We start from the raw sequence: 20,171 nt of genomic DNA, 5'->3' as shown, positions 1-20,171 counted from the left end.
ACGTCCCTCTTCATGACAGCTCATTCTTTCCCCCCTAATACTTGTATTCACACGACCAACGCACATGCTTGCAAGCGGCAATTGCACATCTGCACAATTTGTTTCAGATTAACTTAGCGCTTGGATGGAAGCAATGAAAGTTCGAGGGAGCGCGGCTCTGCACCGAATGATCGAAACCGAAAGTACGCGCCCTATTGCGAATCTGTCGTCGCCGAACAACTGGCCCAACAAACAGAACAACATCGCATAAACGAATCTGAATTGAGCACAATCCCCCCATGCCAAACATCGCCTCCATCCTCAAAGCCGAAATCTCCCGTGTTGCTCGCAAGGAAGTGCGAGCGGAAATCGAAACCCTCAAGAAGGCCTCCGTCGCGCACCGCGCATCGATTGCCGATTTGCGCCGTCAGGTGAGCGCGCTCGAAAAAGAACTGCGCAAGGTCGCCAAGGGCTCCGCGCGCCAGGCAACTGCCGCAGCCGGTGCTGCAGGCGATGACAGCGACGCCGCAGGCCCCAAGCGCCGCTTCAGTGCCAACCGGCTGGCCGCGCACCGCGCCAAGCTCGGGCTTTCGGCGGCGATCTATGGGCAGCTGGTCGGCGTGTCGGGCCAGACGATCTATCACTGGGAACAAGGCAAGGCGCGCCCGCGCGCGGCGCAGCTGGAGCGACTGGCCACGGTGCGGGAACTCGGGGCGCGCGAGATTGCAGAGCGGCTGGAAGCGCAGTAAGTAACGCGCCCTCGCCCATGAAACTCGGCTACACCATCGTCTACGTTCCCGACGTCGCCCAGTCGCTGAAGTTCTTCGAGCAAGCCTTCAGCCTGCCCACGCGCTTCCTGCACGAATCGGGCACTTATGGCGAACTCGAAACTGGCGAGACCACGCTGGCGTTTGCCGCGCACGCGCTCGGCGATTCCAACTTTCCGGGCGGGCATGTTGCCGCCTCGGACTCCGCGCAACCGCTGGGCATGGAGCTGGGCCTTGTGACGCCCGACGTGCCCGCCGCGCACAGCCGCGCGCTCGCAGCCGGCGCCACGCAGCTGTCGGCACCGGTGACCAAGCCCTGGGGGCAGGTGGTCTCGTACGTGCGCTGCCCCGACGGCACGCTGGTCGAGCTGTGCTCGCCCATCGGCGGCTGACGGGCGCCCTGCCCCGCGCCGGCCGGTTGGCGGCCGGTTAATCGATCAACGCCACCGCCCGCCGCGCAAACCCCGCGGCCTGCGCGCCCACCTGCACCGCATCTGCCGCCGCCGCGCTGCCACTCTTGGCACGCGCGGCGATGCCTTCGAGGATCACGGCGAAGCGAAACAGCGAGAACGCCAGGTGGAAGTTCGTCACCGGCTCGGCGCAGCCGCCGGCCTGCTGGTAGTGGGCGATGTACTCGGCCTGCGTGGGAATGCCTTCGGCCGCGAGGTCGATGCCCTGCATGCCTTCGAACTCGTCGGCGCCGGTGTGCCAGGCCATGCAGTTGTAGGCCACGTCGGCCAGCGGGTGGCCCAGGGTCGAGAGCTCCCAGTCGAGCACGGCGATCACGCGCGGCTCGGTGGGGTGGAACATGAGGTTGCCGAAACGGAAGTCGCCGTGCGCGATGGTGGTCTGGTCGCCCGGCGGCAAATTGGCCGGCAGCCAGGCGATGAGGCGGTCGATGTTGGCGTCTTCGCGCGTGCGCGAGGCTTCCCACTGGCGGGTCCAGCGCGCGATCTGGCGCTGGAAGAAGTTGCCGGGGCGGCCGTAGTCGGTGAGGCCGACGGCGGCAAGGTCGACCGCGTGCAGGCGCGCCAGGGTTTCGGCCATGGCGAAGTAGTACGCGCGGCGCTCGGCGGGCGCGATGCCGGGCAGCGCGTAGTTCGACAGCACGCGGCCTTCGAGCTTGTCCATGACGTAGAAGGGCGTGCCCACCACGGCGCGGTCGTCGCAGTACAGCACGGTGCGCGGCACGGGCACGTCGGTGGCGGCCAGGGCGCGCAGCACGCGGTACTCGCGGTCGACCGCGTGGGCCGAAGGCAGCAGTTCGCCGGGCGGCTGCTTGCGCAGCACGAGCGCGCGGTTGTCGAAGTCGACGAAGAAGGTGGGGTTTGACTGCCCGCCGCCGATGCGCGCCAGGCGCATCGGGCCTTCGAGCTCGGGCAGCGCCTGTCGCAGGTGGCGCTGCAGGCGGTCGGCGTCGAACTCGATGCCTGCTGGGGTGGCGTCTGCAGCTGCGCTCATGGCCGGCGGAACACGGGCTCGCGTTTCTCCAGGAAGGCTTTCACGCCTTCGGCGAAGTCGGGCCGATCGATCAGCTCGCGCTGGCGCTCGGCCTCGTGGCGCATCTGGCCGACGAGCGACTGGCTCGCAGCCGACTCGTACACGGCGCGGATCTCGTGCGCCGCGTGTGCAGGCAGGCGCGCGAGCCGCTGCGCGACGGCCACGGCCTGGGCGCGCAGTTCGGCGTCGTCCACGCAGGCCCACACGAGGCCCCATTGCGCGGCCTGTTCGCCCGACAGGCGCTCGCCGAGCAGCGACATGCCGACGGCGCGCGCGCGGCCCACGAGCCGCTCGAGGAACCAGGTGGTGCCCAGGTCGGGCACGATGCCCAGGCGCGGCATGAAGGGCAGGTAGAAGTAGGCCGATCGCGCCACCAGCACGACATCGGCGGCCAGCGCCAAGCCCACGCCGGCGCCCGCGGCGGGGCCGTTGATGGCGTTCACCACGGGAAAGGGCATGCTGCGCAGGTCTTCGATGAGGCGGTTCGACATCGCCTCCATCGCATCGGCCGTGCGCTGGCCCAGGCTGCCGGGCGCGCTGGCATCCATGCTGCCGAGGTCGGCACCCACGCAGAAGGATTTGCCGACGCCGGTGAGCACCACGGCGCGCACCTCGCCTTCGTCGCGCAGTTGTGCGAGCCGCTGGCGCAAGGCCTCCTGCAGCGGCACGGTGAGCGGGTTGAGCCGCTTGGGAATGTTGAAGCTGAGGATGGCAACGTCGCCGTCTCGCTCGTACAGAAGGGGGTCCTGGTCGTCAGGCTGGCTCATGGGTGGGCTCCGAAGGGCGTGAGTAGATAAGGGGGTTTCACTTCATGTTCAGCGCGGGCCCGACCGGGTCGAGGTCCACGCCGTTGAAGCGAACGGGCTGCATGGAGGCGTAGGCGTGCAGGTCGGCGGCCGAATTGGCCATGGCCACGCCGGGCAGCAGCATCGAGATGCGCGGGCTCTTGAGGGTGCTGGCGGCCACGCGCACGCTCTCGCGCGTGGGGTTGGCGCCGGCCTCGCGCAGCACGTGCGCCATGAGCTGCGCGACGATGTAGCCCGACACGCCGCTGCCGTTGCTCGGGTCGACGCCGCTGGCGTGGGTCTTGAGCAGCTCGAGGTACTCGAGCACCTCGGGGTCGCGACTCCAGCGCGGGCTCATGGGCTCCTTGTAGACGGCGAGCGCGACCACGCCCTTGGCCTTGTCGGCGCCCGCGGGCTCGAAGGCCATCTTCACGGAGGCGGCGGCAAAGTTGAGGTAGCGGTCAGGCGTCCAGCCCACGTCGGCGACCTTGCGGATGGCCTGCGCGGCGGTGCGCGCGGTGGCGGCCATCACGAGCACGTCGGCGCCCGACGACTTGAGCTGCACCACCTGCGAATCGACGGTGGGGTCGGTCACCTCGAAGGTGGCCTGCGCCACGATCTTCGCCTTGCCCTGCTTCGACAGGCCTTCCTGCAGGCCCTTGAGCACCTCGCGCCCGAGGTCGTCGTTCTGCATGAGCACGGCGATCTTGGCGTCGGGGCGGTTGTCGATGATGTGGCGCGCGAACACGCGGCCCTCGCCCTGGTAGCTGCCGAGAAAGGGCACGGTCCACGGGTACTTGGCGGCGTCGTCGAACTGCGAGGCGCCCGACTGCACGAAGAGCTGCGGCACTTTCTTGGCGTTCATGTAGCGCTGGATCGCCATGTTGGGCGCGGTGCCCAGGTTGCCGAAGATGGCGAGCACCTGGTCTTCCTCGACGAGGCGGCGCGCCACCTCGACGGTCTTGGGCGGCGAGTACTGGTCGTCGTAGATCAACAGGCGCACCTTGCGCCCGTGGATGCCGCCCTGCTCGTTGAGCTTCTTGAAGTAGGCCTCGGCCACCTTGCCGACCACCGAGTAGCCCGACACGGGCCCCGACAGCGGCATGGGCATGCCCAGCACGATCTCGGTGTCGCTCACGCCGGCTTCGGGCTTCTTCTGGGCCAGGGCCGGCAGGCTGATGCAGAGCGTGGCAAGGCCAGCCACCAGGGCGGTGCGGCGGGAAAGCGGATGAACCATGTCGCGTGTCTCCTTCTGTGTTGCTGCGTGGCCGGGTGGCCTGCGTCGTCAGTCGTCGTCGGAAAGCGGTTCAGGCGGAGGTGGCCCGGTTCGGCCCCATGTAGCCGAAGAGGTGGCCCGCCACCTTGCGCATCTGGATCTCTTCCGATCCCTCGGTGATGCGGTAGCGGCGGTGGTGGCGGTAGATGTGTTCGAAGGGCTTGTGGCGCGAGTAGCCGATGCCGCCGTGCACCTGCATCGCGCGGTCGGCGGCCTCGCACACGAGGCGGTTGGCCCAGTAGTTGCACATCGAGACCTTGTCGGACAGCTGCTTCTCGACCTGCGGCTTGGGCATCTGGTCCATCTGCCACGCGGTCTTGCGGATGAGCAGGCGCAGCATCTCGACCTGCGTGGCCAGCTCGACCAGCGGAAACTGGATGCCCTGGTTGCGCGCCAGCTCCTCGCCGAAGGGCTTGCGCTCGCGCGCGTACTTCACGCTCTCGCGCACGCAGTAGTCGGCGGCGCCCAGGCTCGACGCGGCCTGGCGGATGCGGTTCTCGTGCACGAAGTGCTGGGCAATGGCCAGGCCGCCGTCGAGCGGGCCGAGCACGGCGTCTTCGGGCACCCACACGTTCGTGAAGCTCACGCGCGGGTGGTCGGAGGGCATGTTGAAGGTCCAGAGGTACTCCTCGATCTTCACGCCCTCGGCCTTCGCGGGCACGAGCAAGGCGCTGATGCCGCGCGCGTCGCCGTCGCGCCCGCTCGTGCGCGCGAACAGCACGCAGTGGGTCGCCGTGTGCATGCCGGTGGTCCACATCTTTTCGCCGTCGATGCGAAAGCCGGCGCGGCCGTGGCGTGCCTCGGGCACGGCGCGCGTTTCCATGTGGGTGGCGTCGGAACCGTGCTGCGGCTCGGTGAGGCCGAAGGTCAGGCGCACGCGCTCGTCGAGCATGCCCTGGATGAGTTCGTCGCACTGCGCGGGCGTGCCGAAGTCGCGGATGGCGAGCACGAAAGGGTTGTTGGCGACGATCGAATGCTCGTTCTGCAGGTCGTTGTGCAGGCCCAGGCCACGCGCCGCAAAGTGCTCGCGGATCACGGCCATCCAGAGGTTGCTGCCGTCGCGCCCACCGAATTCGGCGGGCAATGCAAAGCGCAGGTGGCCCGCGCGGTCGGCGCGGTGGCGCGCCGCGGCCAGCAGCGCCTCCCACTCGGGACGCGGCAGGCCGCCGTTCTCGAAGTCGGTGCGGGCCCATTCGCGGCGGTGGTCGAAGAAGCGCTCGTTGTCGTCCTGCGCCTGCAGCGGCGCGATCTCGCGGTCGATGAAGGCGTCGAGCTCGGCGAGGTAATCGACGAGGTCACGGGGCAGGTCGAAGTCCATGGCTCAGTCTTTCTTCTTCGTGCCGGCGGCATAGCCGGGCTGGTCGATGGCGAGCTTGTCGCGCGTGGTCTGGCGCAGGTGGTCGATCAGGCCGGGGGTGGCGGCGTCGAGTTCGCCGGTGGCGATGCGGGTGCAGAGCAGGCGGTTGGCTTCGGCCAGGTCGGCAGGTGTGCCGAGGCCCAGCAGTGCGTGCAGTCGCATCAACTCACTGGCCTGCACGACGGGGCCAAGCTGCACTTCGCGCCGCACGATCTCGAGCGTGTTCGCGGCCACGCGCGCGTGAAAGGCGACCTGCCCTTCGATGGCCGGCACCACCTGCTCACGCAGGAAGGCGGCGACGGCCTCGAGCAGTTCGGCGACGTCGGGGCGGTCCTGCATCAGGCGGCCTCTTCCTCGGGGGCGAGCAGGGCCAGCAGGTCCGACTCGGCCTCCGACGCGCGGCGGCCGATGGCGGCCTTCTCGACGTCGCGCTCGCGGCCGCTGAGCCAGGCATGCACCATGGCTTCGCAGACGATGCCCCACTTGAGCGTGCCCAGCACCTCCCACCAGCGCACGCGTTCTGCATCGACCTGCCCGCCTTCGGCGGTGTAGCCCTCGAAGAGCTGCTCGCGCGTGCCGAAGCCGCCCACAGGCAGCGCGCCGTGGCCGAAGCGCCAGGAGCGCACGCACATCCAGCCGAGGTCTTCCATCGGATCGCCGAAGTGCGCCAGCTCCCAGTCGAGCACGGCGCGCAGGCCCTCCTCGCCGACCATCAGGTTGCCGTTGCGGAAGTCGCCGTGCACGAGCACCGGCGCGGGCACGTCGGCCGGTGCGTGCGCGCGCAGCCAGCGGAAGGCGAGTTCGAACACGGGGCGCGCGGTGCCGTGGCTGCGGTGCAGGCCGATCTGGAAGTCGAGCTCGGCCCGCGCGGCGGCCGTGCGCAGCGGCGGCAGCTGGTGCGCGGGCAGGCGGTGGATGCGCGCCATGGCGGCGCCGCACTGGCGCGCCAGCACGCGGCGCGCGCCGGCCAGGCGTTCGTCGCGCACGATGCGGCGGCCCAGGGTCTCGCCCTCGATGCGGTCCATGACGAAGCCTTCGCCGAGCCCGTCGGCCGGCTGCAGCACATGGCGCACGCCGGGCACGGGCACACCGCCCGCGCGTGCCGCCTCGATGAGCTGCGCTTCCGCCGCCAGGCCCGCGGTGCCCAGGGCGCGCGCGCCGCTGGCATCGGCCGCGCGGCGCAGCACCAGCGGCTGGGCCTGGCCCGCGCCGCCTGTCGCCACATCGAAAGCCCAGGTCTGCTGGCTGGCGCCGCCCGAAAGCCGGCGCACGTCCCGCACCGCGTGGCCATCGGGCACGAGCCGCCCGGCCACCCGCTGCAGTGCGTTCGCGATCAGCGTCGCGTCATCGTGCACGGGCGAAGCGTGCCTGGAGCTTGCGCAGCAGCCCGACCACGCCGCCGGGCATCGCGAACATGAAGGCGATCAGCACCACGCCGTACACCGCCCAGGGCGCGGCCTTGGAGACCTTCTCGGCCAGCGAGGGCACGAACATGATGAAGATGGCGCCGAAGATCGCGCCGTACAGCGTGCCCACGCCGCCCACCACGATGCCCACCAGCAGCGAGATCGACAGGAAGAGCGTGAACGAATCGGGCGCCACGAACTGCACCGCAATGGCCGACAGCGCGCCGCCCACGCCGGTGTACGCGGCCGAGACGCCGAAGGTCATGGCCTTGTAGTGGCTGTTGTCCACGCCCATCGCCTCGGAGGCCATGGCGTGGTCGCGGATGGCGCGCATGGCCCGGCCGCTGCCGCTTTGCAGCAGGTTGTGGGCAATGAAGAACATCACGACCGCGACGAACAGCGAGAACAGGTAGAGCCACTGGTCTTCGTTGAGCGGCAGGCCGAAGGGCGCAGCAGGCTTCATGAGCACGATGCCCTGCACGCCGCCGGTCCAGGCCTCGAGGTGCTTGTACTTGAGCAGCTGCGGCATCGCCACGCCGAGCGCAAAGGTGGCCAGCGCCAGGTACAACCCTTCGAGCTTGAGCGCGGGCCGCCCGAACAGGTAGCCGACGATCAGGCACACCACGGCCGCCGCCGGCACCGTGAGCCAGTACGGCACGCCCGCATGCTCCATGAGGATGCCGGTGGTGTAGGCGCCAATGGCATAGAAGGCGCCGTGACCCAGCGAGATCTGGCCGTTGTAGCCCGTGAGGATGTTCAGGCCCAGCAGCGCGATCGCGTACGAGATCACCATCGTCGCCTGAAACAGCTGGTAGCCGCGCGCCACGAAGGTGATGCCGATGGCCAGCACGATCAGCAGGCCGACCCACATGAGCGGAGAGCGCGAGGGCTTGGCAGCGCGTGCGCTGGCCGATGTAGCGAGCGGAGCCATGGCGGTCGGCAGGGAGGAGGCTTGGGGAGAGTTCATGCGATCAGACCCGGGTGACCAACTTGCGGCCCATGAGGCCGGAAGGCTTGACGATGAGCACGCCGACGATCAGCACCAGCGCCACCGACAGCTTGAGTTCGGTGCCCACCACGTAGGTGCCGATGAGGTTCTCGAGCACGCCGACGATGAAGCCGCCGAGCACCGCGCCCACGGGGCTGTCGATGCCGCCGATGAGCGCACCGGCAAAGGCGTAGAGCAGCACGCCGGTCATCATGTGCGGATCGAGGAAGACCACGGGCGCGACCATCATCCCGGCCACCGCGCCGATGGCGCCGGCCAGGCCCCAGCCCAGCATCAGCATGCGCCCGACGTTGATGCCCACCAGCCGCGACGAGGCCGCGTTCTGCGCCGCGGCGCGCATCGCCAGGCCCAGCGGCGTGAAGCGGAAGAACGCGAACAGCAACAGCACCACCAGCAGCGTGACGCCGATGGCGCCCATCTCGTGCGCCGACATCATGGCGCTGCCGAACCACGCGTCCGACGGGAACGGGCTCGGGAACTGCTTGATGGTGTAGCCGAAGAGCCAGCCCGCCAGGCTGTGGAAGATCACCAGCAGGCCGATGAACACCACCACCACCGACAGCGCCGGCTTGTCGTGCATGGGCCGGATGACGGTGAACTCCACCACGGCCGCGAGCACGAAGGACAGCGCCACGGTCGCCACGAAGGCGGCCCAGTACGGCAGGCCGGCCTGCATGAGGCTCCAGGCGATGAAGGTCGAGAACATCGCCATCTCGCCCTGCGCGAAGTTGATGTGGTGCGTGGCCTGGTAGATCATCACCAGCGCCAGCGCAACGCTGGCGTAGATGCCGCCGGTGGCCAGGCCCGCCAGCAGTTGGTGCAGGAATGCGTTCATCGGTGTGAGGCCCCTATTCGCCCAAATAGGCTTTACGGACTGCGTCGTTGCGGCGGATCTCGGCGGCGGTGCCCGAGAGCACGATGCGGCCGGTTTCCAGGAGGTAGGCCGAGTCGGCCAGGTCGAGCGCAAGCTTGGCGTTCTGCTCCACTAGCAGGATCGACACGCGCTCTTCCTTGTTGATGCGCCGCATGATCGAGAAGATGTCCTTCACGATGAGCGGCGCGAGCCCGAAGGAGGGCTCGTCGAGCAGCAGCAGGCGCGGCTTGCCCATGAGCGCGCGGCCGATGGCCAGCATCTGCTGCTCGCCGCCCGACAGCGTGCCGGCCTGCTGGGCGCGGCGCTCGCGCAGGCGCGGGAAGTAGTCGAACACGCGCTCCATGTCGGCATCGATGCCGTCCCTGCTGGCGCGGGCGTAGGCGCCCAGCCGCAGGTTCTCCTCGGTCGTGAGGCCCAGGAAGGTGCCGCGCCCGTCGGGCACGTGGCCCACGCCGGCCTTGGCGATCTGTTCGGTGGAGCGGCCGTCGATGCGCTGGCCGGCCAGCATGATGCGGCCCTCGGTGCTCACCATCATCTGGCACAGCGCGCGCAGCGTGGTGGTCTTGCCGGCGCCGTTGGCGCCCAGCAGCGCCACGACCTGGCCGGTGGGAATGTCGAGGTCGATGCCTTGCAGCACGCGCGTCGGGCCGTACGCCGCATGCAGCCCGCGCACTTCGAGGATGTTGGTCGTCATGCCATCGCCTCCGCTTCTGCCTCTTCGCCCAGGTAGGCGCGGATCACCTCGGGGTGCGCGCGCACCTCGGCCGGCGTGCCCTCGGCGATCTTCTTGCCGAAGTTCAGCGCCACCACCTTGTCCGACACGCCCATCACGAGGCTCATGTGGTGCTCGACCAGCAGCACCGTCACGTTCAGGCGGTCGCGGATGTCGCGGATCAGCGTGCCCAGGCTTTCGAGTTCTTCGTGGTTCAGGCCGCAGGCCGGCTCGTCGAGCAGCAGCAGTTGCGGCTCGGCCGCCAGTGCGCGTGCCAGCTCGACGCGCTTTTGCGTGCCGAAAGGCAGGTCGGCCACTTCGCGCTCGGCCACGGCCTCGAGGTCGAGAAAGTGGATCAGCTGGTCGGCCCGCGCCCGCGCCTGCGACTCGATGGCCGCCACGCCGGGCAGCCGGAAGGCGTTGCGCAGAAAGCCCGCGTGGTGCTTGCTGTGGCAGCCCACCAGCACGTTGTCGCGCACGGTCATCGTGCGAAACAGCGCCAGGTTCTGGAAGGTGCGCCCGATGCCCAGGCCCGCCATGCGGTGACGCGGCAGGCGCGTGAGCGGATGGCCGTCGAACTCGATGCGGCCGGCGCTGCACTCGTACAGGCGCGAGAGACAGTTGAACAGCGTGCTCTTGCCCGCCCCGTTCGGCCCGATGAGGCCGCAGATCTGGCCCCGCCGCACGTCGAACGAGACGCCGTCGAGCGCCACGATGCCGCCGAAGCGCACCGACACCGCGTCGATGCGCAACAGGGGGGTGTTCTCTTTGTCTCCGCGATCGGTGTCATGAATCATGCGTCGATCTCTTTTTATGGAGCCGCGGTCGATGGCCGCAGCGTTCTCTTATCCAGAAACACCGCGGAACCGGCTTTGCCGGGCCGCAGGTGTTGCCCCCTGCAAGGGGGTTGGAGGCCACACGAAGTGGGCAAGCCTGGGGGTGTGCCTGTCTACAGCCGTTCGATGATGGTCACATTCGCCATGCCGCCGCCTTCGCACATGGTCTGCAGGCCGTAGCGCTTGCCGCGCTGGCCCAGGGCGTTGACCAGCGTGGTCATCAGCTTGGTGCCCGAGGCGCCCAGCGGGTGGCCCAGCGCAATGGCGCCGCCGTTCACGTTGATGCGGGCCGGGTCGGCGCCCAGTGCCTTGAGCCAGGCGATGGGCACGGGCGCGAAGGCTTCGTTGACTTCGTACAGGTCGATGTCCTCGATCTTCATGCCGGCCTTTTGCAGCGCGCGCTGCGTGGCGGGCAGCGGGGCCTCGAGCATGATGACCGGGTCGTGGCCCAGCACGCTCATGTGGTGGATGCGCGCCAGCGGCTTCACGCCCAGCGTCTTCAGGCCGCGCTCGTTCACGACCATGAGGCCGCTGGCGCCGTCGCAGATCTGGCTGGCGGTGGCCGCGGTGCAGCGCCCGCCTTCGGCGATGAGCTTGACGCCGGCGATGCTCTCCAGCGTGGCGTCGTAGCGGATGCCCTCGTCGGTGGTGTGCAGCTCGCCGGTCTCGGTGCCGTCGGCCATGCGCACGGCCACGGGCACGATCTCACGCTCGAAGTGACCGGCCTTGGTGGCGGCGATGGCGCGGTGGTGGCTTTCGAGCGCGTAGCGGTCGAGCGCGTCTTTCTCGATGCCGTAGTTGCGCGCGATCATCTCGGCGCCCGTGAACTGGCTGAACTGGATGCCGGGGTAGCGCTTCTCCATGCCCGGGCTCACGTAGAAGCCCAGGTTGTTCTTCAGCGGCAGCGTGGTGGGCAGGCCCATGGGCACGCGGCTCATGCTCTCGACGCCGGCGGCGATGACGATGTCCATCGTGCCCGACATCACGGCCTGCGCCGCGAAGTGCAGCGCCTGCTGCGACGAGCCGCACTGGCGATCGACCGAGGTGGCGGGCACCGACTCGGGCAGGCGCGAGGCCAGCACCGCGTTGCGCGCCACGTTGGAGGCCTGTTCGCCGGCCTGGCCGACGCAACCCATGATGACGTCCTCGATCAGGGCGGGGTCGGCGTCGGTGCGCTCCACGAGGGCGTTGAGCACCTGGGCGGCCAGGTCGGCCGGGTGCCATCCGGCAAGGCGGCCGTTGCGGCGGCCGCCGGCGGTGCGCGCGGCGGCGACGATATAGGCTTCGGGCATGTGAAATCTCCGGTGAGTGATCGGTTCGCGTCCTGCGCATTGTTGGCGCCACGCCGCCGCGCAGCGTCGTCGGAACCGACGATTTTGGGCGCCATGCCGGGCGCCCCACCCCTCACCGGTGGCCGAACACGGGCGGGCGCCGCGCCAGGAAGGCGCGCAGGCCCTCGCGCGCATCCTCGGTGGCAAAGCGCGCGTGCAGCTGGCGCCGCTCGAACAGGATGCCCTCGGACAGCGACGACTCCCACGCGCGGTTGACCGACTCCTTGATCGCCACCAGCGCTGGTAGCGAATAGCCCGCGATGCGCGCGGCCAGCGCCAGGGCCTCGGGCATGAGCGCCTCGGGCGCGACCACGCGCGACACCAGGCCGCAGCGGTCGGCCTCGGCCGCGTCGAGCACGCGTGCGGCCAAGCACATCTCCATCGCCTTGGCCTTGCCGATGGCGCGCGGCAGGCGCTGGGTGCCGCCGGCGCCCGGCAACATGGCGAGCTTGACCTCGGGCAGCGCGAAGCGCGCCGATTCGGCGGCCAGCACGATGTCGCAGGCCAGCGCCAGCTCGCAGCCGCCGCCGTAGGCCACGCCGGCCACCGCGGCGATCACGGGCTTGCGCACGCGGCGGATGGTTTCCCAGTTGCGGGTGATGAAATCGTCGCGCACCACGTCGGCGTAGCCCCAGTCGGCCATCGCCGCGATGTCGGCGCCGGCGGCGAAGGCGGTGTCGCCGCCGGTGACGACGATGGCGCCGATGCCCGCGTCGGCATCGAAGGCCAGCAAGGCGGCGCCGAGGGCGTCCATGAGCGCGTCGTCCAGCGCGTTGAGCTGGCGCGGGCGGTTCAGCGTGATCACGCCGACGCGGCCGTCGACATGGGTGAGCACGGGGGCCTCGGGCATCGTCATGAACTCAGTCCACCACGATCTTCTGGCGCGCGATGAGCGCGGACAGCATGGCACCTTCGTCGGCCAGCAGCTTGCGGAACTCGGGCGTGCTCATGGCCACGGGCTCGGCGCCCAGGTCGCCGTAGCGCGACTTGACGGCGGGCAGCGCCAGCGCCTTGCCGAGCTCGGCGCTCATGCGGGCCAGCACCTCGGGCGGCGTGCCGTTGGGTGCCCACATGCCGAACCAGATGTCGAGGTTGGCGCCCGGAAAGCCCTGCTCGCCCACCGTGGGCACCTCGGGGAAGAAGGGCGAGCGCTTGGCGCTCACGATGCCCAGCAGCTTGGCCTTGCCGGCGCGGATGTGCTGGAAGGCGATGCCGGGGTCGCAGACGAAATCGGCCTGGCCCGAGAGCACGTCCTGCAGCGCGGGCGCCGCGCCGCGATAGGGCACGTGCGTGACCTGCGTGCCGGTGGCCTGCTTGAACAGCTCGCAGGCCAGGTGCGGCGGCGTGCCCGCGCCGGCCGAGGCGTACGAGAGCGTGCCGGGCTTGGCCCGCGCCAGCGTGACCAGTTCGCGCACGTCCTTCGCGGGCAGCTGCGGCTTGGCGACGAGGTACATCTGCGTGCGCCCGACCGTGGCCACCGGCGTGAGATCGCGCGAGGGCAGCAGGCTCGCCTTGAAGAGCGAGGGGTTGGCGGTCTCGACCGAGGTCGGTGCGATGAGGAAGGTGTGGCCGTCGGGCGCGGCGCGCACCACCTCGGCGGCCGAGATGTTGCCGCTGGCGCCGGGCTTGTTGTCGATGAGCACGGTCTGGCCGAGCGACTCCGACAGCGACTGCGCGAGGATGCGCGCCATGACGTCGGTGCTGCCGCCGGGCGCAAAGCCGACGACCACGCGGATGGGCTTGGACGGCCATGCGCCAGCGGGTGTGGTTGCAGGCGCCTGGGCCCAGGCCGCATGGCCGGCGAGCGCGAGGCTACCCAGTGCGGCCACGGCGCGGCCCAGCCGCCGGCCCACGCCGGCGGCGAATTGCTTCTTGTGCATGTGTTGTCTCCGTTGTGGTGTCGAAAGGATCGGCAGGTGCGCTCAGGCGGCCGGGGCGCCCGATTCGTCCGCGCGCAGCAGGTCGCGCAGCTTGAATTTCTGGATCTTTCCGGAGGGCGTGGAGGGCAAGCTCTCGCGCACCACGAGGCGCTCCGGGATGTACTGCAGCGCCACCTTCTCGGCCTTGAGGAAGGCGACGATCGACGCCAGGTCGACCTGCCGCCCCGGCCTGGGCACCACCACCGCGCAGGCGCGCTCACCCAGGCGCTCGTCGGGGTAGGCGACCACGGCGGCCATGGCGACGTCGGGGTGGCGGTACAGCAGCGACTCGATCTCGACCACGGGGATGTTCTCGCCGCCGCGAATGATCACGTCCTTGGTGCGCCCGGCGATGCGCACATAGCCGCGCTCGTCGATGCGCGCGAGGTCGCCGGTGTCGAACCAGTCGGCCGCGTCGGTGCCGTTGAGCTGCGGGCGCTGCAGGTAGCCGCCGAAGTTGGAGCAGGCGCGCAGCAGCAGCTTGCCGACCTCGCCCGCCGGCAGCGCGAGGCCGTCGACGTCGACCACCTTGAGCTCCACGCCGGGCAGCGGGCAGCCGTCGGTGTGGATGGAACGCTCGTCGTCGTCGTCCAGCCGCGTGAGCGTGACGGCGCCGTTCTCCGTCATGCCCCAGGCCGACACGATCTTGGCGCCCAGCGCCTGGCGCGCCTGCTCGACCAGCGCGCCCGGAATGGGCGCACCGGCGCAGAGAAAGGCGCGCAGCGTGGGCACCGCCGTGCCCGACTCGGCCACGGTCTTCGACAGGTCGGAGAGAAAGGGCGTGGACGCCATGGTGAAGCTCACGCCCTCGGCGTTGATCGACGCGATGGCCTGCTTCGGCTCCCAGATGTCCTGCAGCACGACCGAGGCCTGCAGCACGATGGGCATCATGAGCCCGTACATGAAGCCGGTCTGGTGCGCCATGGGCGAGGCCATGAGCACCACGTCGCCGGCGCCCAGGCCCAGGCGCTGCGCGTAGGGCACGATGTTGGCCATGGTGGTGTTGGCCGAGTGCATCACGCCCTTGGGCTCGCCGGTGGTGCCCGAGGTGTAGATGAGCTGGGTCACGTCGTCGGGGCCGGGCCGGTGCTGCTGCAGGATCTGCGCGGCGTCGGGCTCCTGCTCCCATGCGGGGCCGGCCAGCAGCGCCTCGAAGCTGTTCGCGCCGCTGCCGCCGACCACCACCACCTGCGCCAGGTCGGGCAGGCCGGCCTGCAAGCCCGTGGCCATCTGCTCGAAGTCGAAGCCCCGGAAGCGCGCCGGCACGATCAGCACCTTGGCCGCGCCATGCCGCAGCATGAACGACAGCTCGCGCTCGCGGAAGATGTGCATCAGCGGGTTCATCACCGCGCCGATGCGCGAGCAGGCCAGGTAGGTCAGCGTGAACTCCCACCAGTTGGGCAGCTGGCAGGCCACCACGTCGTTGCGGCCCACGCCCAGCCGCGCCAGGCCGACGGCGATGCGGTCGGCCATGCGGCCCAGCTCGCGGTAGGTGAAGCGCACGGTGGCGGCCTCGCCCTCCCCGTCCTTCACGCGCACCGCGGTGAGCGCCACCTTGTCGGGGCAGGCGGCGATGCAGGCGTCGAGCGCGTCGTTGATGGTGCGGTCGTGCCACAGGCCCTGGGCCACCATGCGCGTGCGGCGCGGGGGCAGCAGTACGGCGTCGAATTCCATGATGTCTTGTCTCCTCTTGTTGTGCGAACCGGAAAGCCAGGAACCGCCGACTACGCCGGCACCGCCGAGCGCCCGGCGCGCGTGCGGGCGACGATGGTCTTCATGATCTGGGCCGTGCCGTCGCCGATCTGGAAGCCCAGCACGTCGCGCAGGCGCTGCTCCATCGGCCCGCGGTCGTAGCCGCCGTGGCCGAACATCAGCAGGCACTGGTGGATGGCGTCGTAGGCCAGCTTGGGGCCCCACCACTTGCACATGGCGGCCTCGGCGGTGTGCGGTGCGCCCTTGTCCTTGAGCCACAGGGTCTGCAGGCACAGCAGGCGCGCAGCCTCGATCTGCGTGTCGAAGTCGGCCAGCGGATGCGACACGCCCTGGAACGCCGACAGTGGCTTGCCGAAGGCCTCGCGCTGCGCGACGTACTCCCAGGTTTCTTCCAGCGCCACGCGTGCCACAGCCAACACCTGCAGCCCGATGAGCGCGCGCGAGAAGTCGAAGCCCTGCATGACCTGCACGAAGCCCTTGTTCTCTTCGCCCAGCCGGTGGTCGACGGGCACGCGCACGTTCTCGAAGAACAGCGAGCCGCGCCCGATGGCGCGCTGGCCGTGGCAGTCGAAGCGGTTGCGCGTGACGCCGGGCAGGTCCATCGGCACCAGCAGTGCGGTCACGCCGTGGGCGGCCGACTCGATGCTGCCGGTGCGGCCGAACACCACGGCCGCGTCGGCCTGGTCGGCGGCCGAGATGGAGGTCTTCTCGCCGTTGAGCACGTAGTGATCGCCCACGCGCTCCACGCGCAGGCGCAGGTTGGCGGCGTCGGAGCCGCCGCGCGGCTCGGTCAGCGCAATGGCGAACAGCGCCTCGCCCTGCGTGAGCTTGGCCAGCCACGGCGCCACCACCTCGGGCCGGCCGTGCTCGCACAGGATCTGCCCGTTGAGCGAGGCCAGCAGGTTGATGTAGCTCAGGCTCAGGTCGGCGCGGGCGATCTCTTCGTGGATCACGCCGGCCGCCAGGCAGCCCAGGCCCTGGCCGCCGTGGGCCTCGGGCAGCTCGGGCGCGATGAAGCCCATCTCGCCCATCTCGCGCATCAGCGCGCGGTCGAGCACGCGCGTGGCATCGCGCTCCAGGAAGCCGGGCGCCACGCGCCCGGTGGCGAAGCGGCGCGCATGCTCGGCCAGCGTCGCCAGGTCGTCGTCGATGTACGGGTTCATCGCGGTGGTCCTGCTGCGGCTACTTGGCGTACTTGCGGAACTCGGGCTTGCGCCGTTCCTGCAGGGCCGCGACGCCCTCGCGCGACTCTTCGGTGTCGTAGTACAGCTTGAGCGCGTACATGCCCAGGCCCGCGATGCCGGCCTGGTGCGCCGTGTCGGCGTTGAAGCTGCGCTTGGCGATGGCCAGCGCGGTGGGGCTGCGCTCGCAGATTTCCTCGGCCCATTTCTGCACCTCGGCGTCGAGCTGCTCGTGCGGCACGACGGCGTTGGCCAGGCCCATGGCCACGGCCTCGGCGCCGCTGTAGCGGCGGTTGAGGTACCAGATCTCACGCGCCTTCTTCTCGCCGACCACGCGGGCCAGGAAGGCGGTGCCGTAGCCCGGATCGACCGAGCCCATCTTCGGACCGACCTGGCCGAACACGGCCTTCTCGGACGCGATGGTCAGGTCGCAGATGGTGCACAGCACGTTGCCGCCGCCGATGGCAAAGCCCTGCACGCGCGCGATGACGGGCTTGGGCACGTTGCGGATGGCGTCGTGCAGCTCTTCCATCGGCAGGCCGATGGTGCCGCGCCCGTCGTAGTTGCCGTTGTGGGCCGACTGGTCGCCGCCGGTGCAGAAGGCCTTCTCGCCGGCGCCGGCCAGCACGATGGCGCCCACGCCGCGGTCATAGCCCGCGCGGTTGAGCGCGCGGATGATCTCGTCGCAGGTCTGGCCACGGAAGGCGTTCATCTTCTCGGGGCGGTTGATGGTGATCCACGCCACGCCGTTGCGCACGTCGTAAAGGATGTCTTCGAAGTCGGGGGATGCCATGGGGGTCTCCTGAAAGGTGTCGGGTGTGTGGGGGTCAGCCGTTCATCGTCAGGCCGCCCGAGACGCTGAGCACCTGCCCGGTCACGAAGGCCGCGTCGTCGCTGGCGAAGAAAAGAATGGCGCCCGGCAGGTCGTTCGGCTGGCCGATGCGGCCCAGCGGAATGGAGCGCGTGAAGGCCTCCATGAGCTTCTCGGGGTTGCCCGCGCCTTCCTTGTATTCGGCGAACAGCGCGGTGTCGGTGGGGCCGGGGCACACGACGTTCACGGTGATGCCGTGGCGCGCGTGCTCGCGGGCGATGGTCTTGGAGAACGCCACCAGCCCACCCTTGCAGGCCGCGTACACCGCCTCGCCCGAGGAGCCCACGCGCGCCGCGTCGGAAGCGATGTTGACGATGCGCCCCGCCTTGCGCGCGGCCATGCCGGGCAGCACGGCGTGGTGCATGTGCAGCGCGCCGGTGAGGTTGATGGCGATGAGCTTGTCCCACTGCGCGGGCTCGGTCTTGGTGAAGGGCTTGAACACGTCCCAGCCGGCGTTGTTGACCAGCACGTCGACCGGGCCGAAGCGTTCCACCACGGCGGCCACAGCCGCGTCCACGCCGGGGCGATCGGTGATGTCGCAGCGGAAGGCCTGCGCCTGGCCGCCGTCGGCGCGGATCTGCGCGGCCACCGCTTCGGCGGCCTCGAGGTTCATGTCGAACACCGCCACGCGGGCGCCGTCCTGGGCGAAACGGCGGCTGGTGGCGCCGCCGATGCCGCCACCGCCGCCGGTGACGATCACTGTCTTGTCCTGAAATCGCTGCATCTGGTTCTCCTGGGGTGCGAGGGCTTGCTATATCGTTGGGCCGTTGGGCGCCGCTTTTGAGGCATTTACGTAAATACGTTGACGTATTATGAGATGCTGCCGTGGCGTCGCGCAAGCCTTTCCGAAAGAAAAAACATGCCAAACACTAGTGAAAACACCGACGCAGCACGCATGGCGCTGGCCAACCGGGTGTTCTTCCGTCTCTATCAATGTGCAAACATGTTGCATAAAACCGGCAGCCGCGCGGTCGAGGCCGAGGGACTGACGACGCAGCAATGGGCCGTGCTCGGCGCGCTGTCGCGCGACGAGGCCGAGGGGGGAATGAGCGTGGGGGACCTGGCGCGCTACCTGAAGGTCAGCCGCCAGAACCTGTCGGGCCTGGTCAGCCGCATGGAGCGCGACGGGCACGTGACGACCGCGCCCGACAGCCGCGACCGGCGGTCACGGCTGGTCACGATGACCGGGTCGGGGCAACACGTGTGGAAGGTGGAAGCGCAGCCGAAGATCTACGCCTACTACGAGCAGGTGCTGGACGGGTTCTCGGTGAACGACGTCACGCACACCCTGCACTACCTGCTGAAGCTGCTCGACAACATGCAGCGGGTGGACGATGCGCAGGGGGGCGCGGAAGAGCCGGCGGAATGACGCCGGCCCCCGCGGCCTGAATCAGGCCTTGGCCAGGCGCTTGGCCATGCTCCAGCGGTGCACCTCCGACGGGCCGTCATAGATCCGGAAGGCCCGCATGTCGCGGAAGATGCGCGCGGCCACGGTCTCGTCCGACACGCCGCTCGCGCCCAGGATCTGCACCGAGCGGTCGACCACGCGCCACTCGGCCTCCGAGCACAGCACCTTGGCCACGCTCGACTCGTGGCGGCCCTTGCCGCCCTGGTCGAGCACCCACGCGCAATGCCAGATGGTCAGGCGCGAGACGTGCAGGTCCATCTCGTTGTCGGCCAGCATGAAGCCCACGCCCTCGTGCTCCACCAGCGCATGGCCGAAGGCCTGGCGGCGGCGGGCGTAGTCGGCGGCGAGCTCGTGCACGCGGCGCGCGGCGCCGAGCCAGCGCATGCAGTGCGTGAGGCGCGCGGGCGCGAGCCGCACCTGCGCGTAGCGAAAGCCCTCGCCGATGGCGCCCAGCACGTCGGTGGCCGGCACGCGCAGGCCGTCGAAGCGCACCACGCCGTGGCCGCCGGTGAAGCAGCTGTCGAGCGCGTCGATCTGCCGTTCGATCACGATTTCGGGCTGGTCCATGTCGGCCAGGAACATGGTCGACGAGCCGTCTTCCATGCGCGCCATGATGATCGCGAAGCCCGCGCCGGTGGCGCCGGTGATGAACCACTTGCGCCCGGTGATCACGTAGTGGTCGCCGTCGCGCACGGCCACGGTCTGCATCATCGACGGGTCGGAGCCGGCACCGGGCGGCGGCTCGGTCATGCAGAAGCACGAGCGCACGTGGCCGTCGATGAGCGGCTGCAGCCAGCGCGCCTTCTGCGCCGGCGTGGCCACCACCTCCATCAGGTGCACGTTGCCTTCGTCGGGCGCGTGGATGTTGAGGGCCACCGGGCCGAGCGGCGAGTAGCCCGCCTCCTCGAACACGATGGCCTTGTCGACATGCGACAGGCCCAGCCCGCCGTGCTCCTTCGACGCATGCGGCGTGAGCAGGCCGGCGCGGCGTGCGCGCGCCACCAGCTCGTCGCGCAGCGCCTCGGCGGGGCCGTGCGAATCCTGCCGGGGGTCGAATTCGAGCGGAATCACCTCCTCGGCGATGAAGCGGCGCGTTCGTTCCTGCAGGTCGAGCTGGGCCGGGGTGAGGCTGAAGTCCATGGTGGGACGCTCCTTCTTTCTCTCAGTGGATTCAAGGACGGATTGAAGACAATGCGGCGCATGGTGCCGACGCGGGCACGGGTTTCGAGTCGTGAGCGGGACAAGCC

At 69.7% G+C, this 20,171-nt stretch carries 21 protein-coding genes; 3 read left to right on the top strand and 18 right to left on the bottom strand.

What is annotated here, in order from left to right:
- Window positions 1-278 precede the first annotated feature (278 nt).
- Window positions 279-728: a helix-turn-helix domain-containing protein gene (locus AC07OX_RS22015; protein ID WP_495262406.1), complete on the top strand. Its 450-nt coding sequence runs from the start codon at window positions 279-281 to the stop codon at window positions 726-728.
- Window positions 729-745: 17 nt separating this feature from the next.
- A complete protein-coding gene (locus tag AC07OX_RS22010) occupies window positions 746-1,138 on the top strand; it encodes a VOC family protein (RefSeq protein WP_495262407.1) in 393 nt (130 codons plus the stop codon).
- A 37-nt stretch (window positions 1,139-1,175) separates the two neighbouring features.
- Here AC07OX_RS22010 and AC07OX_RS22005 read toward each other — a convergent pair whose 3' ends face one another.
- The 17 genes from AC07OX_RS22005 to badH all read right to left on the bottom strand — a co-directional run bounded on the left by AC07OX_RS22005 (window position 1,176) and on the right by badH (window position 18,240).
- Window positions 1,176-2,207, bottom strand: coding sequence for a phosphotransferase (locus tag AC07OX_RS22005; protein WP_495262408.1), 1,032 nt, complete (start codon window positions 2,205-2,207; stop codon window positions 1,176-1,178).
- Window positions 2,204-3,013: an enoyl-CoA hydratase-related protein gene (locus AC07OX_RS22000; RefSeq protein ID WP_495262409.1), complete on the bottom strand. Its 810-nt coding sequence runs from the start codon at window positions 3,011-3,013 to the stop codon at window positions 2,204-2,206. Before AC07OX_RS22000 ends, AC07OX_RS22005 begins: the two co-directional genes overlap by 4 nt.
- Before the next feature lie 37 nt (window positions 3,014-3,050).
- Entirely contained in the window at window positions 3,051-4,268 is a 1,218-nt protein-coding gene (locus AC07OX_RS21995; protein ID WP_495262410.1) for an ABC transporter substrate-binding protein, read from the bottom strand.
- Between the two features lie 70 nt (window positions 4,269-4,338).
- Window positions 4,339-5,625, bottom strand: a complete 1,287-nt coding sequence (locus AC07OX_RS21990) for an acyl-CoA dehydrogenase family protein (protein ID WP_495262411.1) — start codon at window positions 5,623-5,625, stop codon at window positions 4,339-4,341.
- 3 nt (window positions 5,626-5,628) lie between these two features.
- On the bottom strand, window positions 5,629-6,003 hold the full coding sequence (locus AC07OX_RS21985; protein WP_495262412.1) for a DUF6285 domain-containing protein: 375 nt from the start codon (window positions 6,001-6,003) through the stop codon (window positions 5,629-5,631).
- Entirely contained in the window at window positions 6,003-7,019 is a 1,017-nt protein-coding gene (locus AC07OX_RS21980; RefSeq protein WP_495262413.1) for a phosphotransferase family protein, read from the bottom strand. The genes AC07OX_RS21985 and AC07OX_RS21980 overlap by 1 nt, the downstream gene beginning before the upstream one ends.
- The gene (locus AC07OX_RS21975) at window positions 7,009-8,001 is read right to left on the bottom strand and encodes a branched-chain amino acid ABC transporter permease (protein ID WP_495262414.1); all 993 of its coding nucleotides are present in this window, start codon (window positions 7,999-8,001) and stop codon (window positions 7,009-7,011) included. The genes AC07OX_RS21980 and AC07OX_RS21975 overlap by 11 nt, the downstream gene beginning before the upstream one ends.
- Window positions 8,002-8,041: 40 nt before the next feature.
- Window positions 8,042-8,914 (bottom strand): branched-chain amino acid ABC transporter permease, encoded by an 873-nt coding sequence (locus AC07OX_RS21970; RefSeq protein WP_056577629.1) that lies wholly within the window; start codon window positions 8,912-8,914, stop codon window positions 8,042-8,044.
- 13 nt (window positions 8,915-8,927) lie between these two features.
- The gene (locus AC07OX_RS21965; RefSeq protein WP_139704363.1) at window positions 8,928-9,647 is read right to left on the bottom strand and encodes an ABC transporter ATP-binding protein; all 720 of its coding nucleotides are present in this window, start codon (window positions 9,645-9,647) and stop codon (window positions 8,928-8,930) included.
- Window positions 9,644-10,462, bottom strand: coding sequence for an ABC transporter ATP-binding protein (locus AC07OX_RS21960; protein WP_062478152.1), 819 nt, complete (start codon window positions 10,460-10,462; stop codon window positions 9,644-9,646). Before AC07OX_RS21960 ends, AC07OX_RS21965 begins: the two co-directional genes overlap by 4 nt.
- Window positions 10,463-10,614: 152 nt before the next feature.
- Window positions 10,615-11,793 (bottom strand): acetyl-CoA C-acetyltransferase, encoded by a 1,179-nt coding sequence (locus tag AC07OX_RS21955; protein ID WP_095746834.1) that lies wholly within the window; start codon window positions 11,791-11,793, stop codon window positions 10,615-10,617.
- A gap of 112 nt (window positions 11,794-11,905) precedes the next feature.
- Entirely contained in the window at window positions 11,906-12,682 is a 777-nt protein-coding gene (locus tag AC07OX_RS21950) for an enoyl-CoA hydratase-related protein (RefSeq protein ID WP_495262464.1), read from the bottom strand.
- A gap of 10 nt (window positions 12,683-12,692) precedes the next feature.
- Window positions 12,693-13,712 carry a Bug family tripartite tricarboxylate transporter substrate binding protein gene (locus AC07OX_RS21945; protein ID WP_495262415.1) on the bottom strand — a complete coding sequence of 340 codons (1,020 nt, stop codon included), beginning with the start codon at window positions 13,710-13,712 and terminating at the stop codon, window positions 12,693-12,695.
- 42 nt (window positions 13,713-13,754) lie between these two features.
- Complete coding sequence (gene aliA, locus AC07OX_RS21940) at window positions 13,755-15,425, bottom strand: cyclohexanecarboxylate-CoA ligase (RefSeq protein ID WP_495262416.1); 1,671 nt, start codon at window positions 15,423-15,425, stop codon at window positions 13,755-13,757.
- A gap of 50 nt (window positions 15,426-15,475) precedes the next feature.
- The gene (aliB, locus tag AC07OX_RS21935) at window positions 15,476-16,627 is read right to left on the bottom strand and encodes a cyclohexanecarboxyl-CoA dehydrogenase (protein ID WP_095746838.1); all 1,152 of its coding nucleotides are present in this window, start codon (window positions 16,625-16,627) and stop codon (window positions 15,476-15,478) included.
- Window positions 16,628-16,646: 19 nt separating this feature from the next.
- Window positions 16,647-17,438 (bottom strand): 2-ketocyclohexanecarboxyl-CoA hydrolase, encoded by a 792-nt coding sequence (gene badI, locus AC07OX_RS21930; protein WP_095947987.1) that lies wholly within the window; start codon window positions 17,436-17,438, stop codon window positions 16,647-16,649.
- A gap of 34 nt (window positions 17,439-17,472) precedes the next feature.
- Window positions 17,473-18,240, bottom strand: coding sequence for a 2-hydroxycyclohexanecarboxyl-CoA dehydrogenase (badH, locus tag AC07OX_RS21925; protein ID WP_056577609.1), 768 nt, complete (start codon window positions 18,238-18,240; stop codon window positions 17,473-17,475).
- A gap of 171 nt (window positions 18,241-18,411) precedes the next feature.
- Here badH and AC07OX_RS21920 point away from each other — a divergent pair, with 171 nt between their 5' ends.
- Window positions 18,412-18,885 carry a MarR family winged helix-turn-helix transcriptional regulator gene (locus tag AC07OX_RS21920; RefSeq protein ID WP_221937705.1) on the top strand — a complete coding sequence of 158 codons (474 nt, stop codon included), beginning with the start codon at window positions 18,412-18,414 and terminating at the stop codon, window positions 18,883-18,885.
- 21 nt (window positions 18,886-18,906) lie between these two features.
- Here the strand turns inward: AC07OX_RS21920 and AC07OX_RS21915 are convergent, their stop codons facing one another.
- Window positions 18,907-20,064: an acyl-CoA dehydrogenase family protein gene (locus AC07OX_RS21915; RefSeq protein ID WP_495262417.1), complete on the bottom strand. Its 1,158-nt coding sequence runs from the start codon at window positions 20,062-20,064 to the stop codon at window positions 18,907-18,909.
- Between the last annotated feature and the right edge of the window lie 107 nt (window positions 20,065-20,171).

This window comes from Variovorax sp. GW821-FHT09D07, from assembly GCF_059416345.1.
The sequence above is the reverse complement of the archived record's forward strand: the minus strand, read 5'-3'. Positions and strand labels throughout refer to the sequence as shown.